Source organism: Pseudocitrobacter corydidari (assembly GCF_021172065.1).
Lineage (GTDB): Bacteria > Pseudomonadota > Gammaproteobacteria > Enterobacterales > Enterobacteriaceae > Pseudocitrobacter > Pseudocitrobacter corydidari.
The window spans coordinates 1,968,107-1,988,243 of record NZ_CP087880.1 but is presented as its reverse complement, the minus strand read 5'-3'; the positions used below and the strand labels follow the sequence as shown (position 1 = coordinate 1,988,243).

Genomic DNA, 20,137 nt, shown 5'->3' with positions numbered 1-20,137 from the left:
GGCGATGAAAGGTGTGCAACGTATTACTTTCGCCCTCGTGATGTGCAGCAGTTTTGCCTTTGCCCACGATGGCACGGTCAATATCAGCGGAACGTTTCGCAGCAATACCTGCATTCTGACGCAGGACAGCAAAGCGATTCAGATCCCTCTTGGTACGCTTTCCGTCAGCCAGTTTGCGCAGGGGCGCGCATCGGCAGAAAAAGCCTTCACTATTAATCTGGAGCAGTGCGGCGCCGATGTGAGTGCCGCCAATGTTACTTTTTCTGGCGACCCGGATACCACCCACCCTGAGCTGCTGGCGATAGACACCGGTAGCGGTGCCGCGGCCGGGCTGGCGGTAGCATTTCTTGATGACGGGCAACGCCTTATACCGTTAATGCAGGAGAGCAAACCTTACCCATTAAAACAGGGTAAGGTGGCGCTGACGTTTTACGCGCAACTGCGCCCGATAGCCGAGAGCATCAACTCGGGGGCGGTGAACGCCAGCGCGACCTTTGTGGTGCGCTATGACTAAGTTTGCTCTGTTAATGCTGTGTGCGGTGTCGGGTATCAGCCACGCGGGCGTGGTGGTGGGCGGAACACGCTTCGTTTTTCCCTCTTCTGCCGAGACCCGCACGATTTTGGTGACCAACACCAGCAATGAACCCTGGCTGATTAACAGCAAAATCAGTGCGCCCACCGTGTGGTTGGGAGCGGTTGCTTTCAACGGGCAGCCGCCCATTTTAGCCACGCCCCCTTTGTTTTTACTGCCGCCGGGCGCTACCGGGACGATTCGACTGGTAAAAACAGGAGATCTGACACCCAACGATCGCGAAACATTATTTGCGCTAAGTGTCGCGTCGATCCCGTCGGGTAGGGTAGAAGATCGCAGCGTGAAGGTGGCGCTGCGCTCCTCTTTTAAACTCTTCTGGCGTCCGGTCTCCTTAAAAGGTGATCCTGAACAGGCATGGCAGCAGGTTACCTGGCGACGCGAACCACGGGGCGTGATGGCTGAGAACCCGACACCTTTTTATATCAATCTGACGCAGGTGACGGCGAACGGCAACCCGGTGAACGACGCGGGTGTTATTCCGCCTTTATCGCAGCGCCACTTTACCTGGTGCGCTGCACAAACGGCCTGTACGTTACGCTGGCGAACCCTCAACGACCTTGGCGGTTTGACGCCAGTAAACGAACAACGTCTCCCATAACCAGGGGGAATGAAAACGTTTGCGTTTTTTTTGTTCCTGGTCAATTCCCTTTTTGTGCGCAATCACACATAATACGCCCCCGGTTTGCACACCGGGAATCCAGGAGAGTTCATGTACTACCCCTTCGTTCGTAAAGCCCTTTTCCAGCTCGATCCTGAGCGCGCTCATGAATTTACTTTTCAATCATTACGCCGGGTAACCGGAACGCCGTTTGAAGCGCTGGTTCGCCAGAAAGTGCCTTCAAAACCGGTGAGCTGTATGGGATTGACCTTCAAAAATCCGCTGGGTCTGGCGGCAGGTCTGGACAAAAATGGCGAGTGCATTGATGCGCTCGGTGCGATGGGTTTTGGTTCGATCGAAATCGGTACCGTCACACCGCGCCCACAGCCGGGGAACGATAAGCCGAGGATCTTCCGTCTGGTTGATGCCGAAGGTTTGATCAACCGTATGGGCTTTAATAACCTGGGTGTTGATAACCTGGTAGAGAACGTTAAAAAAGCACATTTTGACGGCGTGCTGGGTATTAATATCGGTAAAAATAAAGATACGCCGGTTGAACAGGGTAAAGATGACTATCTGATTTGTATGGAAAAAATCTATGCCTACGCCGGATATATTGCCATCAACATCTCGTCGCCAAATACCCCAGGCCTGCGTACGCTGCAATATGGCGACGCGCTGGACGATCTGCTTTCCAGTATTAAAAATAAGCAGGCAGAACTCCAGGCGAAGCACCATAAATATGTTCCTGTGGCGGTGAAGATCGCGCCGGATCTTTCTGTTGAAGAGTTGATCCAGGTTGCCGATAGTTTAGTTCGCCATAATATTGATGGGGTGATAGCCACCAATACTACATTGGATCGTTCTCTGGTTCAGGGGATGAAAAATTGCGATGAAACCGGTGGTCTGAGTGGTCGTCCATTGCAATTAAAAAGCACCGAAATTATCCGTATGCTCTCCGGCGAATTAAACGGGCGCTTGCCTATTATTGGCGTAGGCGGAATTGACTCCGTTATCGCCGCCCGCGAGAAGGTGGCAGCCGGGGCGACGCTGGTGCAGATCTATTCCGGGTTTATTTTTAAAGGCCCGCCGCTGATTAAAGAAATCGTTACCCACATCTAATCTTTTATCTCATTATGTGAACCAGGGCTTTATTTTAAGCCCTGGTTGCTTTATATTTCCTCATTGTTGCTTATTTAAACATTTTAGTCTTTTATTATTTAGGCAGTAAAAACGACGCGGGAAAGATTACACAGCAAACGGATGCTGAAATGAGGGGAGCGGACAATGCGAATTAAACCAGACGATAACTGGCGTTGGTATTATGATGAAGAGCACGATCGTATGATGCTCGATTTAGCCAATGGCATGTTGTTCCGTTCGCGTTTTGCTCGCCGGATGTTAACCCCTGACGCCTTCGACCCTACGGGATTCTGCGTCGATGACGCCGCGCTTTACTTCTCCTTTGAAGAAAAATGCCGCGACCTCGAACTCTCTAAAGAACATCGCGCTGAACTCATTCTTAATGCGCTGGTGGCGATTCGCTTCCTGAAGCCGCAAATGCCAAAAAGCTGGCATTTCCGCGCCCATGGCGATTGCTGGTCCCCGGTGACGGGCGATGCGGCGAGCGTTTGGCTGAGCGATACCGATCAACAGGTCAATCTGCTGGTGGTGGAGCCGGGTGAGAACGCTGCGCTGTGTCTGCTGGCGCAGCCGGGGCTGGTGCTGGCCGGGCGAACTATGCAGTTGGGCGATGCTATCAAAGTGATGAATGACAGGCTGCAACCCCAGCCAGGCCTGGCGGGTTACAGCCTGGAGCAGGCGGTTTAACTTCGCAATTTCAACGCGGTTTTTGGCACACAGCTACAGCACAGTATGGTGCCATCGTTGCCAATCGCGCTCTTCTTGAGCGGACTCACTTCACCTTCTTCCAGCGTAATGCGGCAGCTTCCGCAAATTCCGGCGCGGCAGGAGTAGGGAATACGAATTCCCTGCTGTTCGAGCTGTTCCAGTAACACCTGCTGGTTATTCCCGTTAAAGGTTTGTCCCTGCCAACTGATATCGACTTTTGTGGCCGCGTTATCTTCAACGGCTAACGTGTCGTCATCTGCGCCCGCGCCATACAGTTTGCCGGGCCCGGTGGTGAGGACTTCCACTTCGTCGCCCACGCGAACCACGCCGCTGTTGCGCGGGATCAGGTTCTGGCCGAAATCGACGTCGCCGTTATCCTGCGCGGTGCGGAATGATTGCAGCGTGTGCAGCGGTTCGCCTGCCGGGTGTTTCTGGCCTTTTTCCGGGCTAATGGTGGTGAAAATGCAGCGGCTGCACGGCTTCACCACGTCAAATACCACCTCGCCAATACGCAGGGTTTTCCAGCTGTCTTCTTCCCACGCCTGCGCGCCGGTCACCACCAGATTGGGGCGGAACTGTTCCATTTTGACACTGGCCGGGCAGCGCTGCTGTAAATCGCGCAGCGAGGCTTCGTTGGTCAGCAGGTAGGGGAAACCATCGGCAAAGGAGAGCGGCACCGCGTCGTGACGTTTTACACGGCGCGTGAGGTTATCGCCAAGCCAGCGCAGCTGCACATCGCGTTTAAAGAACGGTGACAGCCATTGATTGATCGCATCCGGGGCGATATGGGCGGTAAAATGGTTGCCCCATACTTCCGTCGGCTCAGCCTGCGCAGTGAAATCGACAAAACGCACCAGCGCACTACTGCCGTCAGGAGCCGTAAGATGCAGGCCGTCGCGCAGAATTGCGGGGGTGAAGCGCACCATCGCCGGGTACTGTCGCGCGGTGATAAACGTGCCATCGGGTTCGGTCACCATAAAGATGCGGTCAAACGCCATTCCGCTGATATCCGCGAAGGCGTGAGTGAGCCCGATACCCCTCATGGATTTCACCGGGTGAATGAAAAGTCGCGATAACGTCAGCATGACGCATTCCCTGAGTCAGAAATAAGCCTTTAACTTTATGACATGGGGCCGAGATTGGCTATAATGCGCAACAATTTTCTGCAAGTAAAAGTGATGATATGAATTCTCTGTTTGCCAGTACGGCCCGTGGGCTGGAAGAGCTGTTAAAAACTGAACTGGAAGGTCTGGGCGCGCAAGAGTGCAAAGTAACCCAGGGTGGGGTCCATTTTCAGGGAGACACGCGCCTTCTTTATCAAAGCCTGATGTGGAGTCGCCTGGCGTCGCGCATCATGATGCCGCTGGGCGAGTGCAGTGTCTGGAGCGATCTGGACCTCTATCTCGGCGTGCAGGCGATCAACTGGACGGAGATCTTCACCCCGAACGCCACTTTTGCCGTGAGCTTTAACGGGCTGAACGATGAGATCCGTAACAGCCAGTACGGTGCGCTGAAAGTAAAAGACGCCATCGTTGATGCGTTTACGCGCAAGAATTTGCCGCGCCCGAATGTCGATCGTGAAAATCCTGACCTGCGCATCAACGTGCGGTTGAACAAAGAGAAGGCGTTTATCTCTCTCGATCTGAGCGGTGAGGGCCTGCATCTGCGCGGCTACCGCGATCGCACCGGTCTGGCGCCGATCAAAGAAAACCTCGCGGCGGCGATTGTCATGCGTTCTGGCTGGGTGCCGGGGACACCGCTGCTCGATCCGATGTGTGGTTCCGGTACGCTGCTGATTGAAGCGGCAATGTGGGCGACCGATCGCGCGCCGGGGCTGCATCGTGGCCACTGGGGCTTTGGCGGCTGGGCGCAGCACGACGACGCTATCTGGCAGGAAGTGAAAGCCGATGCGCAAACCCGCGCACGCGCAGGTCTTGCGGCGTATGAATCGCGTTTCTACGGCTCTGATACCGACCGTCGCGTCGTGGAGATTGCGCGCAGCAACGCCCGTCGCGCCGGTATTGGCGAGCTGATTACCTTCGAACAAAAAGACGTGGCGCAGCTGACCAATCCGCTGCCGAAAGGCCCGTACGGGACCGTTATCAGCAACCCGCCATACGGCGAGCGTCTGGAGAGCGAACCGGCGCTAATTGCCCTGCACAGCCTGCTGGGCCGCATCATGAAAAGCCAGTTTGGCGGCTGGAACCTGTCGCTGTTCAGCGCCTCGCCGGAACTGCTGAGCTGCGTGTCACTGCGTGCTGAGCGCCAGTTTAAAGCCAAAAACGGCCCGCTGGATTGTATCCAGAAGAACTATCATGTTGCGGAAAGCACTGGCGAAGTGAAAGCCACCGTTGCGGAAGATTACGCCAACCGCCTGCGTAAAAATCTCAAGAAACTTGAGAAGTGGGCGAAGCAGGAAGGCATTGAGTGCTATCGCCTGTACGATGCTGACCTGCCGGAGTATAACGTGGCCGTCGACCGCTACGCCGACTGGGTCGTCGTGCAGGAGTATGCGCCGCCGAAGACCGTTGATGCGCACAAAGCACGCCAGCGCCTGTTTGATATTATCGCCGCCACTATCTCGGTGCTGGGCATCGCGCCGAATAAACTGGTGCTGAAAACCCGTGAGCGCCAGAAAGGCAAAAATCAGTACGAGAAAATGAACGAGAAGGGCGACTTCATGCAGGTGAGCGAATATAACGCCCGCCTGTGGGTTAACCTGACGGATTATCTCGATACTGGCCTGTTCCTTGACCACCGCATCGCCCGTCGCATGCTGGGTCAGATGAGTAAAGGCAAAGATTTCCTTAACCTCTTCTCCTACACCGGTAGCGCCAGCGTTCACGCGGGCCTGGGCGGCGCGCGTTCCACGACCACTGTCGATATGTCGCGCACCTACCTCGAGTGGGCCGAGCGCAACCTGCGTCTGAATGGCCTGACCGGTCGCGCTCATCGCCTGATGCAGGCGGATGTGCTCGCCTGGCTGCGCGATACCGACGAACAGTTCGACGTGATCTTCATCGATCCGCCGACCTTCTCCAACTCAAAACGTATGGAAGATGCGTTTGATGTTCAGCGCGATCACCTGCGCCTGATGAAAGACCTGAAGCGTCTGCTGCGTAAAGGCGGCACCATCATGTTCTCGAACAACAAACGCGGTTTCCGTATGGATCACGACGGCCTGGCCGAACTGGGACTGAAAGCACAAGACATTACCCATAAAACACAGTCTCAGGATTTCGCCCGTAACCGTCAGATCCACAACTGCTGGCTGATTACCGCAGCCTGAAAGGAATAAAGAATGTCATTAATTAGTATGCATGGCGCGTGGCTGTCCTTCAGCGATGCGCCACTCCTCGATAATGCTGAACTGCATATCGAAGATAACGAACGTGTCTGTCTGGTTGGCCGTAACGGCGCGGGCAAATCGACGCTGATGAAGATCCTTAACCGCGAGCAGGGTCTGGACGACGGGCGTATCATTTACGAACAGGACCTGGTTGTGGCGCGTCTGCAACAGGATCCGCCGCGCAACGTGCAGGGCAGCGTGTATGATTTCGTGGCCGAAGGCATTGAAGAACAAGCGGTTTACCTGAAGCGTTATCACGATGTCTCGCATCTGGTCATGACCGACCCGAGCGATAAGAATTTACAGGAACTGGCGAAAATCCAGGAACAGCTGGATCACCATGGCCTGTGGCAGCTTGAAAACCGCATTAACGAGGTGCTGGCGCAGTTAGGCCTCGAACCTGATATGGAGCTGGCATCACTCTCCGGCGGCTGGTTGCGTAAAGCGGCGTTAGGCCGTGCGCTGGTGAGCGCGCCGCGCGTGCTGCTGCTTGACGAACCGACGAACCACCTCGATATCGAAACCATCGACTGGCTGGAAGGGTTCCTGAAGACATTCAAAGGCACCATTATTTTCATCTCGCACGACCGTTCGTTTATCCGCAATATGGCCACCCGTATTGTCGATCTCGATCGCGGTAAGCTGGTTACCTATCCGGGCAACTACGATCAGTACCTCATCGAAAAAGAAGAGGCACTGCGTGTTGAAGATCTGCAAAACGCCGAGTTCGATCGCAAACTGGCGCAGGAAGAAGTGTGGATCCGTCAGGGCATCAAAGCGCGTCGTACCCGTAACGAAGGCCGCGTTCGCGCGCTGAAAGCGATGCGTAATGAACGCAGCGCCCGCCGTGAAGTGATGGGCAGCGCCAAAATGCAGGTCGAAGAAGCGTCTCGCTCCGGTAAAATCGTCTTTGAAATGGAAGATGTTAACTACCAGGTTGACGGCAAAGTACTGGTGAAAGATTTCTCCGCTCAGGTGCAGCGTAGCGATAAAATCGCGCTGATTGGCCCGAACGGCTGCGGTAAAACCACGCTGCTGAAACTGATGCTGGGTCAGTTACAGGCCGACAGTGGTCGAATTCATGTCGGTACCAAGCTGGAAGTGGCTTACTTCGATCAGCACCGCGCAGAGCTGGACCCGGATAAAACGGTGATGGACAACCTTGCGGAAGGCAAACAGGAAGTGATGGTGAATGGTAAACCTCGCCATATCCTGGGTTATTTACAGGACTTCCTGTTCCATCCGAAACGCGCCATGACGCCGGTGCGTGCGCTTTCCGGTGGTGAGCGTAACCGCTTGCTGCTTGCTCGATTATTCCTAAAACCCAGCAACCTATTGATTCTCGATGAACCGACCAACGACCTGGATGTCGAAACGCTCGAACTGCTGGAAGAGCTGATTGATGGTTATCAGGGCACCGTTTTGCTGGTCAGCCACGATCGTCAATTTGTTGATAACACCGTCACCGAGTGCTGGATCTTTGAAGGCAACGGTAAAATTGGTCAGTATGTCGGTGGTTATCACGATGCGCGCGGGCAACAGAGCCAATCACAGGCGCAAAAACAAGCTATTGTTAAGAAAACAGCCGAAGCGACGCAGTCGAAAGCAGAAACTGTTAAGCGAACCAGTACCAAACTAAGCTATAACCTGCAGCGCGAGCTGGAGCAGCTTCCGCAAAAGCTGGAAGAGCTGGAAGCGAATCTGGAATCGTTGCAGGCACAGGTTGCTGATGCCTCCTTCTTCAGCCAGCCGCACGATCATACGCAAAAAGTGTTGTCTGATCTGACGCAGGCCGAGCAGGCGTTAGAAGAGGCGTTTGAACGCTGGGAATACCTGGAAGCGTTAAAAAACGGTGCCTGATACCGAGGAGTTTTCATGTGCGAACAACATCATGCCGCGCGGCATATTCTTTGCCGTCAATGTGACATGCTGGTGGCGTTGCCGCACCTTGAACATCGACATAAAGCGGAGTGCCCACGCTGCGGCACGACGCTGACCACCGTATGGGACGAGCCGAGAACCCGTCCCACTGCTTATGCCATTGTCGCGCTTTTCATGCTGGTGCTGGCGAACCTCTTCCCCTTTATTTATATGAAGGTAGCTGGGGTTAACAGCGAAATTGAGCTGCTGGAAATTCCGCGCGTGCTGTTTTCCGAGGACTACGCCAGCCTGGGCACCTTCTTTATGCTGTTTGTGCAGCTGGTGCCTGCCTTTTGCCTGATCACCGTTTTATTGCTGGTGAATCGGGTGAAAATGCCGGTCAGTATGAAAGCCTATCTCGCCAGAATTCTGTTTCAGCTGAAATCCTGGGGCATGGCAGAAATCTTTCTCGCTGGGGTGCTGGTCAGTTTCGTGAAGCTGATGGCCTATGGTGATATCGGTATTGGCAGCAGTTTCATACCCTGGTGTCTTTTCTGCATTCTGCAGTTGCGCACTTTTCAGTGCGTCGATCGCCGTTGGCTATGGGACGACATTGCCCCGATGCCGGTGCTGAAAACGGAACCCCAGCCCGGCGTAACGGGCATTCGCCAGGGGCTGCGTTCGTGCGCGTGTTGCACCGCCATTTTGCCTGCCGATGAACATATCTGCCCGCGTTGTCACTCAAAAGGATATGTGCGCCGCAAAAACAGCCTGCAATGGACGATGGCGCTGCTGGTCACTTCTATCATTCTTTATCTTCCGGCGAATATTCTGCCGATCATGATTACCGACCTGCTGGGCGACAAAATGCCCTCGACGATTCTCGCCGGGGTGATTTTGCTGTGGAGCGAAGGCTCCTACCCGGTAGCGATGGTCATTTTTATTGCCAGTATTATGGTGCCGACGCTGAAGATGATTGCCATTGCGTGGCTGTGCTGGGATGCGAAAGGGCATGGACGTCGCGACAGCGAGCGCATGCATCTGATTTATGAGGTGGTGGAATTCGTTGGCCGCTGGTCGATGATCGATGTGTTTGTAATAGCAGTGCTTTCTGCATTAGTAAGAATGGGCGGACTGATGAACATCTACCCGGCGATGGGCGCACTAATGTTTGCGCTGGTCGTGATAATGACCATGTTTTCGGCAATGACCTTTGATCCTCGACTGTCGTGGGATCGGGATCCGGAATCAAGCCATGAGGAATCGTAATAACATGGAAACGAAGAGTGGGGAGGCCAAAGTGCAGAAGGTGAAGAACTGGTCTCCGGTCTGGATCTTCCCGATTGTCACTGCGCTGATTGGTGCATGGATCCTGTTTTACCACTACAGCCACCAGGGGCCGGAGGTGACGCTCATCACCACCAATGCCGAGGGAATTGAAGGCGGTAAAACCACGATCAAAAGTCGTAGCGTTGACGTGGGCGTGGTGGAAAGCACCACGCTGACGGACGATCTTACGCACGTAGAGATTAAAGCGCGTCTCAATGCCGGCATGGAAAAACTGCTGCATAAAGATTCCGTTTTCTGGGTTGTGAAGCCGCAGGTTGGGCGTGAAGGGATCAGCGGATTAGGTACGCTGCTTTCTGGCGCCTATATCGAATTGCAGCCAGGCAACAAAGGTGGGCAGCAGGATGATTACCAGCTACTGGATCAACCGCCGCTGGCACCGCCGGATGCGAAGGGTATCCGGGTGATCCTCGACAGCAAAAAGGCCGGTCAGCTCAATCCGGGCGATCCGGTGTTGTTCCGTGGCTACCGTGTGGGCTCCGTTGAAACCAGCACCTTTGATGCGCAGAAACGTACAATCAGCTACCAGCTGTTTATTACCGCGCCAAACGATCGTCTGGTGACCAGCAACGTGCGTTTCTGGAAAGACAGCGGCGTGGCGGTCGATCTGACCTCTGCCGGGATGCGCGTAGAGATGGGGTCGCTCACCACGCTGTTTAGCGGTGGGGTAAGCTTTGACGTGCCGGAAGGGCTGGATCTTGGCCAGCCGGTAACTGAAAAGAGCGAGTTCAGACTGTATGACGATCAGAAAAGTATTCAGGACTCCCTGTATACAGAGCATCTTGATTACCTGATGTTCTTCAAAGATTCCGTTCGTGGCCTGCAACCGGGCGCGCCGGTGGAATTCCGCGGCATTCGTCTGGGCACCGTGGCGCAGGTTCCGTTTGATGTTAAAGGTCTGCGTCAGGCGCTGAATAATGATTACCGTATTCCGGTGCTGATCCGCATTGAGCCGGAACGTCTGGCAAATCAGTTGGGTGAGCATCCGGATCTGGGACAACATCTTGAAGAACTGATGAAACGTGGCCTGCGCGGCTCTCTGAAAACCGGTAACCTGGTGACCGGCGCGCTCTATGTTGACATGGACTTCTATCCGAAAGAGCCGCAGATGACCGGTATCCGTGAGTTTAGCGGTTATCAGATTATCCCGACCGTGAGCGGTGGCCTGGCGCAGATCCAGCAGCGTCTGATGGATACGCTGGACAAATTCAACAACCTGCCGCTGAATCCGATGATCGAGCAGGCGACTAATACGTTGACCGAAAGCCAGCGCACTATGCGTCAGCTGCAAACAACGCTGGATAATCTGAATAAGATAACGGCCAGCCAGTCGATGCAGCAACTGCCAGAAGACATGCAGAAAACGCTGCGCGAGTTGAATCGCAGTATGCAGGGCTTCCAGCCGGGCTCGGCTGCTTACAACAAAATGGTCGCGGATATGCAACGTCTGGATCAGGTGCTGCGTGAGCTGCAACCGGTTCTGAAAACGCTGAACGAGAAGAGTAACGCGCTGGTGTTTGAAGCGAAGGATAAAAAAGATCCAGAGCCTAAGAGGGCGAAACAATGAAAAAATGGATAGTGCTGGCGGCGGCCTGCCTGCTGGCAGCCTGTAGCAGCAGCGGTGAGAATAAAACCTACTACCAGTTGCCATTGGACAAAGGCACTGTGCAAAACAGCGCCAGCTCCGGTAGCCATCTGTTGTGGGTAGAGCAGGTCTCGGTTCCTGATTACCTCGCCGGGAGCGGCGTGGTGTATCAGACCAGTGATGTGCAGTACGTGATTGCCAGCAATAACCTGTGGGCCAGCCCGCTTGACCAACAGCTGCGTACCACGCTCATCGCCAACCTGAGCAACCAGTTGCCAGGTTGGGTGATTGCGTCGCAACCCCTGGGCCACGATCAGGATACGCTCAACGTGTCGGTGAATGGCTTCCACGGGCGCTATGATGGGAAAGTGATTGTCAGCGGTGAATGGCTGCTGAACCATCAGGGGCAGCTAATTAAGCGTCCGTTCCACATTGAGCTGGCGCAGCAGAAAGATGGTTATGATGAGATGGTGAAAATGCTGGCGCAAGCCTGGAGCCAGGAAGCGGTCTCTATTGCCCGCTCTCTCAATCAGCAACTATAAGTAGAATTAATAATGCTTAAGGCCGTCGTGGATGCAAAATCCACGGCGGTTTTTTTGTTTTTATGCTCAGCAGCTTAGTTGTCCCACCTCACATTTTTTGTACAAATGAACTCTTGCGTAGCTCACAAATATGACACTGGCGTGAATTTTGCGCATTGACGATCGTGATGATTCAGGTTATTCGTAATGTGTGGTTGCACACTTTGTAATCACTGTTTTCATTTCCACCAGATAAAAGTAATGAGGGAAACGAGGCATGAAGAGACAAAAACGAGATCGCCTGGAACGGGCACATCAGCGTGGGTATCAGGCCGGTATTGCCGGTAAGTCGAAGGAGATTTGTCCTTACCAGACGTTAAATCAACGTTCACACTGGCTCGGAGGCTGGCGAGAAGCCATGGAGGACAGGACAGTTATCGCCTGACGCTGTCTCTTTAGAAGAAACCTCCGCTATGCGGAGGTTTCGCGTTAATACGGGGTCTTAGAACGCAGAAGTATCCTGGAACAACCCAACCTTCAGGTCGTTAGCGGTATAGATCAGACGACCATCTACCAGCACTTCGCCATCCGCCAGGCCCATGATCAGACGGCGGTTAACAATGCGTTTGAAGTGAATACGGTAGGTCACTTTCTTCGCGGTCGGCAGAACCTGACCGGTGAATTTCACTTCACCCACGCCTAGCGCACGGCCTTTGCCTTCACCGCCAAGCCAGCCAAGGTAGAAGCCTACCAGCTGCCACATGGCGTCCAGACCCAGGCAGCCTGGCATCACCGGGTCGCCAATGAAGTGGCAACCGAAGAACCACAGGTCCGGGTTGATATCGAGCTCTGCTTCAACATAGCCCTTATCAAAATTGCCGCCGGTTTCGGTCATTTTAACGACACGATCCATCATCAGCATGCTAGGGGCTGGCAACTGCGGGCCTTTCGCGCCAAACAGTTCACCGCGACCAGAGGCAAGAAGATCTTCTTTTGTATAAGATTCGCGTTTATCTACCATGTTTTCAGTAAGCCTTATTTTGAGTTCGGGACGCAGGATAGCTAACACGTGTACGCTGAACAAGTCCGATCAGTTCGAATTGAACCAGCCCAGCCAGCGCAGCGGCCACGGATAACGATGCCGCGCGTCGGGCTGCGAGGCCTGCGCGATACGTTCCTGAATCGTTTGCAACAATGTCGTCTGCCCTTCAGCATCCCAGTTCAGTTGGGTGAGAAGCGGCAGAGCCTCGGTCACATCATCGACCGCCCAGATAGAAAATTGTCCGGCCTCCACGGCTTCCTGAACTTCCGCTGACAAACTTAAATGGCGCACATTGGCGTTAGGAATGATTACGCCCTGTTTACCGTTTAAGCCGCGTTGCAGACAGATAGCAAAGAAACCTTCAATTTTTTCATTCAGACCGCCAACCGGCTGCGCGCGCCCAAACTGATCGACGGAACCGGTGATAGCGATGCTTTGATTAATCGGCACGCCGGAGAGGGCGCTAATCAAGGCGCACAGCTCAGCCATGGACGCGCTGTCGCCATCCACTTCGCTGTAGGACTGTTCAAAGGTTAACGATGCAGAGAACGGGATCTGCTGATCGAGCTCGAGTTCCGACATCAGAAACGCCTGCATAATCATCATGCCTTTGGCGTGAATATTGCCGCCAAGTTCAGCTTTGCGTTCGATATCCGTGAATTCGCCGTCACCGATGTGCACGACGCAGCTGATACGGGAAGGTTCACCAAAGGCGCGCGGGTGCCCTGGGAATTCAATCACCGACAGAGCGTTAATCTGCCCGACGCATTCACCTTCTGTTTCAATCAGAATCTGCTCAAGCAGGATTTCGTCCTGCATACGCTCGGCCAGATAACCTTCGCGCCACTGACGCTGTTCGAGCATCGTTTTGAGCTGCTCGTCGCCAATGGTTTCGCCTTCGCAGAACGGCGCGGTTTCGCGCAACTGGCGGCTAATCCACAGCGGACAAAGCGGCAGCGTTTCCTGATCGCCGGTGTAGCGAGCGCCTTCCTGAATCAGACGCGGCCAGGCATCGGCCGCGAGCATCGGCAGGTCTGCATCACGCGCGACCTGCTGAACCCACTGACACCACTGTTTGATGGTCTCTTCATCGGTGAGCTGCAGATTGTCTTCATATTCGCAGTAGAGCGATTTTTCCGCCAGTTCAGGTTCCATCTCCTGGAAATCGGCCAGCGCGTCACGATCGCCAACCAGCATCACTTTCAGCGACAGCGGCATGGAAGGGATCGTGACGGGCAACGGACGTGACTCATCAAAGGATAGCCACTCAAAACGCTGCTGGGTCACCTGTGATTTTAGACGCATCCACAGCAGGGGCTGAGCCAGTAATGCGCGCAGAGAGAGTATGAGCACGCCACCGTTGGCTTTGTGCACCAGACCAGGCTGAAGCGAAATATCGCCATTAAACTGACGCACGCAGCCGAACAGCTGCTCAGCTTCCACCCAGTCGGCAAAAATGACCGGGCCGATGCTTGCAAAATTATCGTCCGGCGACGTTGCCGGAGAGACGCTGACCTGACCTGCGGCGATGGTATAGTTCACGCCGGTCAGGCGAGACGCTGAATCGCCACGCAAGGTGTGGGTCGTGTTGTTGAGCAGCTGCAGGTACGCTTTTTCTTCTGGTGCTTTCACCAGTAAGAAGTCGCTGACGCCCTGAGGGTGCAGAAACTGCTCCAGAGCATAGTGCAAACGAGCCTGCAGCTCGCTGAATAAGGATTCATTAACTGACGAGATTTCAGGCAGTGTAAATAGCGCCTGGTACGCATCAGTCGCAGGGGCAAGGTCGCGCCGGGAAAGAGTATTTATGGTCAAAGTCGCTATTTTTAGTCAGATGTAAAGCGCGAGATTATACCTTATGCCGCAGGGAAGCTCACGGAGAATAGGGCGGTTATTCTGATATCGCCGACATTGTCTTCACACTCACTGATTTCTACTCAGCACATTGGCAAAAAACTGATATCCTGAAAAGAGTTACACGGTCACCTTGGGATCGCAATGAAATATCAACAACTGGAAAATCTTGAGAGCGGGTGGAAGTGGAAGTACCTGGTGAAGAAGCACCGGGAAGGCGAACCGATCACCCGTTACATTGAAACCAGCGCCGCGCAGGAAGCGGTTGATCTCCTGCTGAAACTTGAGCATGAGCCGGTACAGGTGAATGAGTGGATTGCGCAGAATATCAATCCCGGCCTGGTGAACCGTATGAAGCAGACGATTCGCGCACGCCGCAAACGCCATTTTAACGCCGAGCATCAGCATACGCGTAAGAAGTCGATAGATCTGGAGTTCGCCGTCTGGCAGCGCCTGGCGGGTCTTGCGCAGCGGCGCGGCAAAACGCTGTCAGAAACCATTGTGCAGCTGATTGAAGACGCGGAAAACAAAGAGAAATATGCTTCGAAGATGAGCACCCTGAAGCAGGATTTACAGGCGCTATTAGGCAAAGAATAATCGTTTAAACCTTTTCTTCAGGCCAAAAAAAAACCCCGCATTGCGGGGTTTTTTCATAAGACGATAACTTAAGCCTGCGGCTGAGCTACAACGTCTTTGATGCCTTTAACTTCGATCTCTACGCGACGATCCGGGGCCAGGCAGTCGATCAGTGCAGCGCGAGCTTTCACGTTGTCACAGGTGTTGCCGGTAACCGGGTTGGATTCGCCCATGCCACGTGCAGAGATTTTGTCAGAAGGAATACCTTTAGAGATCAGGTAATCAACAACGGACTGAGCACGTTTCTCGGACAGACCCTGGTTGTAAGCGTCAGAACCGATGCGGTCAGTGAAGCCCAGAACAACTACGGAACCGTCTTTCGGATCCAGGTTGCTCAGCTGGCTGTACATCTGATCCAGAGCCTGCTGGCCTTCTGGTTTCAGCGTTGCTTTGTTGAAGTTGAACAGAACGTCAGACTTCAGAGTGAAGTGTTTGGTCTGTACTTCTGGAGCCGGAGCCGGAGCCGGTGCAACTACTGGAGCTGCATCTTCCTGCTGGCCGAAACGGTAGGAAACACCTACGCTCAGCAGGCCGTTGTCCGGACGACCACCAACGGTGTTCGCGTCACCGATGTTGTTAGTCCACTGGTATTCCAGACGGGTAGCGATGTCACGGGTAACCGCGTATTCAACGCCGCCAGCGAATACTGGGGATACGCCAGTGTCGTGGTCTTTGAAGCCGTCGTTGTTTTTAGCGTCTGCACGCCAAACCATACCACCCAGACGAGTGTAGATGTCCAGATCGTCAGTGATTGGGTAACCCAGTTTAGCGGTCAGCTGAACGCCCTGAGCTTTGAAAGCACCGTTCTGCTCGCTGCCTTTGTACGGCATACGACCTAACCAGTCATAACCCATTTCGAAACCAACGTACGGGTTAACCTGATAACCACCGAAGGCACCAGCGCCCAGTTGGCTTTCATGGGTCGGACCGTTGTTGTTGATCTGGTTGTTGCCGACATCGTGGAACTGAGACCAGCCCAGTTTAGCACCAGTATACCAGGTGTTATCTTTCGGAGCGGCCTGCGCTACGGTAGCGAAACCAGCCAGTGCCACTGCAATCGCGATAGCTGTCTTTTTCATTTTTTGCGCCTCGTTATCATCCAAAATTTGCCATGAAAATCTAAAAGACTCACGGTTAAATCCTTCACCGGGGGCGTGACTTATTAATTACTCAGCAGATCTCTGCGGCGTAAGCTGATCACCCCTGGCGATGTAAAGTCTACAACGTAGTTGGAAACTTACAAGTGTGAACTCCGTCAGGCATATGAAAAAAAAGGGGTTGTATACACAATATTTAACATTTACGGCTAGAATTTATGCGAGATAAAATTCTGAGAACCGCATCACACCAGCGTTCACAGGATTTCCAGCTCCTGAAACATGCCCGTAACGAGACTGCAAAAAAAATTCCAGGAAAATTCCTAATTTCTTTTAATGATACAAATTTGAGTGAATTTTTAGCCCATTCAGTTGTCCTGCTGGATGAGAGGACGAGTTAACCGGGCGCATGATAAACGCCATGGCATTGCCTTCCTCGGCCGCGCTCATCAACCGGGCATGTTCCTGCTCCGACAATTCTTCCGCCACCCAGGCGATAACCACACTATAGTTTCCTGTACGTAATGCGCGCGCCATGGAGTCGAGCATGTTGTACGAGGACATCTGGCGAAGCTGCATGACCTTGGACAATGGCAGACCGGAAGCCTGAACCCACTGGCGGCTCAACTTTTGTTGCGGCGTGAGCCATAGCTGCCAGCGAGATTGCTGACCCAGTTGTTGCAATAAAGGTAGCAGCAGTAACTGCGCCATCATGGGCTGATCTTCACGATAAACCACTTCGCTCACCAGGGCAGGGGAGGCCTGTACAGAAGACGCGAATGCGCGATGGGTCGCAGGCGCTGCCGCGACGGAAGAACGATTTACAACACCAGATGTATACATAGCTAATCCAACCTTGTGGGTTACTGTATGAATATACAGTACTACCCCTGTCACCAAAGATCAACCTCATTTTCTGAAAGCGACTCGCAAAATCGCACATCAAATTCACGCAATTCTTGCCGTGCTGGCGTAAGTTTCTTATGTTGCTCATTACTGGATCTATTAACGACTTTAATGCTCCTAATTGCATGATTAGTAAGGGATAATCATGAAAAAAATATCTTATAAACGGATTTATCAATCCCAGGAATACCTCGCACCACTGGGCGTCGTGCGCTCCCGTTCGCTGTTTGGCGGTTATAGTCTTTCGGTTAACAACACCGTTTTCGCCATGGTCTCAGAAGGGGAACTTTATCTTCGGGCCTGTGAAGATACAGCGGTGTATCAACGCAAAGTGAAAACGCCGCTTCTGACGCTTAAAAAGCGAGGTGGCCCGCTTCAACTTAACTATTTCCGCGTGGATGAGGCGCTATGGCAGAACCAAAAAATGTTGCTGCGATTAAGTAAGTATTCGTTAAAAGATGCGCAACGGGAGAAAAAAGGGCGTCTGGTATCGCAACGATTAAAGGATCTGCCAAATCTTTCCTTTCATATGGAACTGCTTATGGCGGAGGCCGGAATATGTAATGTGGCAGATTTGCAACGACTGGGCGCAAAAGACGCATGGGCGAAATTACGTCGGCTACGCGAGAATTTGAGCGTGGGGTTTATTTTATCGCTCGAAGGGGCATTGACGGGCGTTCATGCCGCAGCCGTTCCGCTGCGGCGGCGCGATGAGTTAATTGACTGGGCAAGCGCGCTGAGTATCCACACGCCCGCCCAGACCGATTAGGCAAGAACGCGTTGCTGCAGACGGCAGATTTCCGGCAGCAGGGCAACGAGCAAGCCAATTTGTTGCAGAACCAACGGCTCTTTACTGTCCGGGCGCGGTTCAAGATGGCGGATGCGCTCCGCCAGCCCGGTCAGCGCTTCCTGAACGCGTTCTTCATCCGTTGGCAGATGATGGAAAGCGTCATCGACATAGCACACGGCATCGTCCAGCAGCGCCAGAATATCCGGGTTAGTCAGCTTTTCACGGTGTGCGCCCAGCGCGGAGATATAGCTGGTGAGCGTATGGTTCAGGCATAGCAGACGGAACGCAGTTTCCCGCATCTCATTGGTGACCTTGGGTTCCGTCGACATGTTTGATACCACCGACGCCAGCTCAGCATCGCGGTTATGCGCGTCGCGGCGGGCGATGCGATAAGCAAGACGGTTATCGCGGCCCTGATGATACTGTTCGAGGATGGCATCCAGATAGCGGCAGTTGGCATCCACCGCGCGCGCCAGCACCCGCGGGAGGTCGCGGAACTTCCAGTCCGGCCAGATAAAACTGACGGCGAACCAGGCGATACCACACCCTATCAGCGTGTCGATAACGCGCGGTAACGCCACCTCAAAGCCTTCGCCCAGCAGGTTGAAGCACAACAATACCAGCAGGGTAATGAACATGGTGGCATGGGCATATTGCACATTACGGAAAGCGAAGAACAGCACCCCGGTTATCACAATCAGCGCCAGTTGTCCTTCCAGGGACGGCACCAGCAGCAGAACAGGGATACCTAACGCCACACCGACCAGCGTACCGATAATACGCAGCGCCAGACGGTGGCGCGTGGCGTTGTAGTTTGGCTGGCAGACAAACAGACTGGTGAGCAAAATCCAGTAACCGTGGTTCAGGCCGGTAAGCTGAATAAATGCATATCCGGCGCAAAGCACCAGCGACATCCTTACGGCATGACGGAACAGGGCGGACTCAGGGGACATATTCATGCTCAAACGCAGGCGAATATCGCTGAAGCCGTGCAGGCCGTCATCGGCGAGCAGGGTCTCCGTTTCGCTTTTTGCCTGCTCTTGCGCCTGTTCGGATTCAATGGTTGCCAGTTGCGCGTCAATGGCCCGCAGGTTGTTAAGCAGAAAACCCAACGCTTTCATCTGTTCTGGCGATGCGCCGCTTGCCCGAACGCGATCTAACGCGGCATCCAGATGGGTAAACGCCCGCTCAAAGCGGCTGTCATGCTGGTAAGGCGTACGCAGCAGAATCGCTTTCGACAGCTGCTGGCAAGCCTGCGCCTGCATAGACAGCAGACGCTGGAAGCGGAACATCACATCGCTGTAGCGGAAGTTATCGCGCAACGTCTGATACTGGATATGCGAGGAACTGGCCCGCTCGTGGATATCCTGCGCCACAAAATAGTAGTGCAGTGTGCGACGCGTCCCGCGCTGGCCACGGTCGCCGCGCAGGCGCGTCAGCAACGAGGTTTTGGTCTGGTTGAGCGTCGCCATCAGCTTGCCGTTTGCCAGCGCCAGTTCATACAGCGGGGCCTGGTTTTCGTCTTCAATGTCCGGGTCGAACAGACGTGATTTCAGTTCCAGATAATGAGCCAGCTGTTCATAGCTTCGAGCGATATTATCCTGCAATGGGCGGATCGGGAAAATCAGATGCCCGGTAAGCGTCAGCAAGTTATACCAGACCGCGCCGGCAATCAGCAGCATCGGTTGCTGATACCACTGGGAATAGAGGGAAACGCCCAGCATGGTATAGATGGCAATCAGCAGCGCGCCAAAGGCTATCGTCGCGTAGCGTTGCCCCAGGCAACCTAACAGAATAAACCCGGTGGTCGACACCGTCAGCCCCAGCGCAAACAGCCACGGCCAGGGGAAGAGCAACTCGACGGAAGCGGAAGCAATAAAGAAGCAGATAAGCGTAATCACCAGATTACGCAGACGTCCGGCTAAACGATCGTCAAGGTCGGTCAGCGCCGCCGCAACGACGCCGAGGGTTAAAGGAATAGTCAGTTTTGAATCACCGAGCCACCACGGCAGCGCCGTGGTGCCACACAGGGCGATAAAAATCCTGACGTTATAAAGCCATGCGCTGTTCCATGTATAGCGGCGTAGCAGGGGACTTAACATAAAGAGATTC

18 protein-coding genes are annotated in these 20,137 nt (G+C 53.9%); 12 read left to right on the top strand and 6 right to left on the bottom strand.

From position 1 onward, the window contains the following. The first annotated feature begins 4 nt into the window (after nt 1-4). The 4 genes from G163CM_RS09295 (at nt 5) to zapC (ending at nt 3,020) form a co-directional block, all read left to right on the top strand. Entirely contained in the window at nt 5-514 is a 510-nt protein-coding gene (locus G163CM_RS09295) for a fimbrial protein (RefSeq protein ID WP_231827813.1), read from the top strand. Beyond that, a complete protein-coding gene (locus G163CM_RS09290) occupies nt 507-1,190 on the top strand; it encodes a fimbria/pilus periplasmic chaperone (RefSeq protein ID WP_231827812.1) in 684 nt (227 codons plus the stop codon). Before G163CM_RS09295 ends, G163CM_RS09290 begins: the two co-directional genes overlap by 8 nt. A 111-nt stretch (nt 1,191-1,301) precedes the next feature. Further along, nucleotides 1,302-2,312 (top strand): quinone-dependent dihydroorotate dehydrogenase, encoded by a 1,011-nt coding sequence (pyrD, locus tag G163CM_RS09285; protein ID WP_015965064.1) that lies wholly within the window; start codon nt 1,302-1,304, stop codon nt 2,310-2,312. Between the two features lie 165 nt (nt 2,313-2,477). Then, nucleotides 2,478-3,020, top strand: coding sequence for a cell division protein ZapC (gene zapC / locus G163CM_RS09280; RefSeq protein ID WP_015965063.1), 543 nt, complete (start codon nt 2,478-2,480; stop codon nt 3,018-3,020). Here the strand turns inward: zapC and G163CM_RS09275 are convergent. Further along, a complete protein-coding gene (locus G163CM_RS09275; protein ID WP_231827811.1) occupies nt 3,017-4,126 on the bottom strand; it encodes a YcbX family protein in 1,110 nt (369 codons plus the stop codon). The two genes, zapC and G163CM_RS09275, sit on opposite strands and share 4 nt — an antisense overlap. A 98-nt stretch (nt 4,127-4,224) precedes the next feature. Here G163CM_RS09275 and rlmKL point away from each other — a divergent pair, with 98 nt between their 5' ends. From rlmKL to rmf, 6 genes are all read left to right on the top strand, one after another. Then, nucleotides 4,225-6,330 (top strand): bifunctional 23S rRNA (guanine(2069)-N(7))-methyltransferase RlmK/23S rRNA (guanine(2445)-N(2))-methyltransferase RlmL, encoded by a 2,106-nt coding sequence (rlmKL, locus tag G163CM_RS09270; protein WP_231827810.1) that lies wholly within the window; start codon nt 4,225-4,227, stop codon nt 6,328-6,330. Nucleotides 6,331-6,342: 12 nt separating this feature from the next. Continuing rightward, nucleotides 6,343-8,250: an ABC transporter ATP-binding protein gene (locus G163CM_RS09265; protein WP_231827809.1), complete on the top strand. Its 1,908-nt coding sequence runs from the start codon at nt 6,343-6,345 to the stop codon at nt 8,248-8,250. A 15-nt stretch (nt 8,251-8,265) separates the two neighbouring features. Next, nucleotides 8,266-9,519, top strand: a complete 1,254-nt coding sequence (pqiA, locus tag G163CM_RS09260) for a membrane integrity-associated transporter subunit PqiA (protein WP_231827808.1) — start codon at nt 8,266-8,268, stop codon at nt 9,517-9,519. Nucleotides 9,520-9,523: 4 nt separating this feature from the next. After that, a complete protein-coding gene (gene pqiB, locus G163CM_RS09255; RefSeq protein ID WP_041686276.1) occupies nt 9,524-11,164 on the top strand; it encodes an intermembrane transport protein PqiB in 1,641 nt (546 codons plus the stop codon). After that, a complete protein-coding gene (gene pqiC, locus G163CM_RS09250; protein WP_231827807.1) occupies nt 11,161-11,724 on the top strand; it encodes a membrane integrity-associated transporter subunit PqiC in 564 nt (187 codons plus the stop codon). The genes pqiB and pqiC overlap by 4 nt, the downstream gene beginning before the upstream one ends. Before the next feature lie 256 nt (nt 11,725-11,980). Next, nucleotides 11,981-12,148, top strand: coding sequence for a ribosome modulation factor (gene rmf / locus G163CM_RS09245; protein WP_015965056.1), 168 nt, complete (start codon nt 11,981-11,983; stop codon nt 12,146-12,148). A 57-nt stretch (nt 12,149-12,205) separates the two neighbouring features. On the opposite strand, the gene fabA is transcribed toward rmf, so the two are convergent. Continuing rightward, nucleotides 12,206-12,724: a bifunctional 3-hydroxydecanoyl-ACP dehydratase/trans-2-decenoyl-ACP isomerase gene (gene fabA, locus G163CM_RS09240; RefSeq protein ID WP_010429339.1), complete on the bottom strand. Its 519-nt coding sequence runs from the start codon at nt 12,722-12,724 to the stop codon at nt 12,206-12,208. 69 nt (nt 12,725-12,793) lie between these two features. Further along, nucleotides 12,794-14,557, bottom strand: a complete 1,764-nt coding sequence (locus G163CM_RS09235) for an AAA family ATPase (RefSeq protein WP_231827806.1) — start codon at nt 14,555-14,557, stop codon at nt 12,794-12,796. Between the two features lie 183 nt (nt 14,558-14,740). On the opposite strand from G163CM_RS09235, the gene matP reads away from it, so the two are divergent. Next, the gene (gene matP, locus G163CM_RS09230; RefSeq protein WP_015965054.1) at nt 14,741-15,193 is read left to right on the top strand and encodes a macrodomain Ter protein MatP; all 453 of its coding nucleotides are present in this window, start codon (nt 14,741-14,743) and stop codon (nt 15,191-15,193) included. A gap of 68 nt (nt 15,194-15,261) precedes the next feature. Here matP and ompA read toward each other — a convergent pair whose 3' ends face one another. Further along, on the bottom strand, nt 15,262-16,311 hold the full coding sequence (gene ompA / locus G163CM_RS09225) for a porin OmpA (protein ID WP_231827805.1): 1,050 nt from the start codon (nt 16,309-16,311) through the stop codon (nt 15,262-15,264). 351 nt (nt 16,312-16,662) lie between these two features. Continuing rightward, nucleotides 16,663-17,172 carry an SOS-induced cell division inhibitor SulA gene (gene sulA / locus G163CM_RS09220; RefSeq protein ID WP_231827804.1) on the bottom strand — a complete coding sequence of 170 codons (510 nt, stop codon included), beginning with the start codon at nt 17,170-17,172 and terminating at the stop codon, nt 16,663-16,665. Nucleotides 17,173-17,380: 208 nt separating this feature from the next. On the opposite strand from sulA, the gene G163CM_RS09215 reads away from it, so the two are divergent. Beyond that, complete coding sequence (locus G163CM_RS09215; protein ID WP_231827803.1) at nt 17,381-18,004, top strand: TfoX/Sxy family DNA transformation protein; 624 nt, start codon at nt 17,381-17,383, stop codon at nt 18,002-18,004. Here G163CM_RS09215 and yccS read toward each other — a convergent pair. Further along, on the bottom strand, nt 18,001-20,127 hold the full coding sequence (yccS, locus tag G163CM_RS09210) for a YccS family putative transporter (RefSeq protein ID WP_015965050.1): 2,127 nt from the start codon (nt 20,125-20,127) through the stop codon (nt 18,001-18,003). The genes G163CM_RS09215 and yccS overlap by 4 nt on opposite strands. Nucleotides 20,128-20,137: the final 10 nt, after the last annotated feature.